The sequence below is a fragment of the Mesorhizobium sp. M7A.F.Ca.CA.004.12.1.1 genome, assembly GCF_003997835.1.
Classification (GTDB): domain Bacteria; phylum Pseudomonadota; class Alphaproteobacteria; order Rhizobiales; family Rhizobiaceae; genus Mesorhizobium.
The window spans coordinates 1-1,512 of record NZ_RZRK01001112.1 but is presented as its reverse complement, the minus strand read 5'-3'; the positions used below and the strand labels follow the sequence as shown (position 1 = coordinate 1,512).

2 protein-coding genes are annotated in these 1,512 nt (G+C 56.0%); one reads left to right on the top strand and one right to left on the bottom strand.

Going from position 1 to position 1,512, the window contains the following annotated elements; translation table 11 throughout:
• Nucleotides 1-397 (top strand): hypothetical protein (locus EN984_RS37970; protein ID WP_164765903.1); only part of this gene is annotated, 397 nt, incomplete at its 5' end.
• A gap of 905 nt (nucleotides 398-1,302) precedes the next feature.
• On the opposite strand, the gene EN984_RS34195 is transcribed toward EN984_RS37970, so the two are convergent.
• Nucleotides 1,303-1,512, bottom strand: a 210-nt coding sequence (locus EN984_RS34195) for a bifunctional hydroxymethylpyrimidine kinase/phosphomethylpyrimidine kinase (protein ID WP_206517553.1), incomplete at its 5' end; no start/stop codon positions are given.

The window sequence follows — 1,512 nt, the reverse complement described above, 5'->3', positions numbered from 1 at the left end:
GACTGCGATATGGGACTGCGATCCTGCAAACTTCTATCTCGCGTTCGACGGCGATGATCCCAGCGACCACGCTTCGACGGATTTCATTCTTATCGACGCTGATGTCACTGACGTTGGCGGCAGGCTTACCTACGCCGCCAGCAGGGACAAGGGTCCTTGGCATCAACGTTACAAGAGCAAGAGCTGTGGGATCGCCTACCGATGGCTGCATGGCCGCGGTGTCACACCGCCTTTGCTCGGCGAGTACCAAGGCCAAGTTCACATCGTAGGAGGCATGCACCGCTTCCATCTTGCCAAGCACTATGGGACGACGCGCATGCCATTCCTCGTCCGGAGGGCCGAACTAGCCGCAGTAATGGCGTTGATCCCCTCGGCGACCGACACCGCCAACTCGTAATGGCGGGGACTGCAGAAAAGAAGCGAATGAGTTGCGAACTTACCGGGATCACTCCCCGAAAGCTGACCGACGGCTTCCGGCCCCGTTGCGGCCATTCTTACTCCCGCACTTTGGCTTTTCCAGCGCTAAACCGGCCTTGGGCGATGAATGGAAACGGTCAGATGTTCCCGGTCTGTGCTCGAAAAGTCGCATAAAAGGGCAGACTGGTGTGACGTCCGGAATTATTGGGCCTTTCACGGGTTTACCGGTCCCGAATTATCGGTTGCTGGCGGGCGGGCTATGCGATTGAAAACAGGAGAGTTTTCTGGCTAAGGGTGGGGTTTCAGACTGAGTTTACCAATGCCCTTAATGACGATTAATTCTGGATTGGCATCAGGTGATTGGGTTTGCGCAGAATATAGCCGCCCTTATTGGTAAACCCGCTCACGGTCGACAACGGATTGGTCAACCTAGGACGACAGGATTGGTAAACCGGAGCCGCCCTATCGACGAAGGTCTAGCTTGGCGCATTCACTGTCGCCGGTAGGCAGATATTCGGGCGACAATCGGGACCAGCGTGCGACGCCGCCAAGCGTGAGACACGTCGGCTACGCCGCAAATCGACACGGTTTGACCGGGCGCAATACCGCACCGATCTTCTAATCTCGGCTTAATTCCGGAGAGAGGCAGATAATTCCGGACGCCACACTGATTGGTAACCTAAGGCCACCCACCACGCGGATTGGTAGCCCACAGGAATAGGTTTGGTAACCCTTATCGAGTGAGGGCCGCTCGTACCTTTCGGCGGGTTCGTTTCAGTTCTAAGCCCGGCTTAATTCTGGACAACGACAGATAATTCTGGACGGCACAGTGGAACTCAACGCGTTGTAAGGATGGCATAGAGAAGCAGTAGCCCTCCAGTCTCGCTACTGGAAAAATTCTGGAAAATGGGTCTGCTTGGCTGGACGCAGAACGTTGTGATTATTCAGCCGGCATTTCTGAAGCTTCTCGAACACAAACAGCTTGCCTTCGCGCACGCTATCTTCGAGCGACTTCGCCTTCGCCAGATGCGCCGCAATCGCGCTGGCCAGCATGCAACCTGTTCCGCGCATCGATATAGCAAGGCGCGGCGGGTC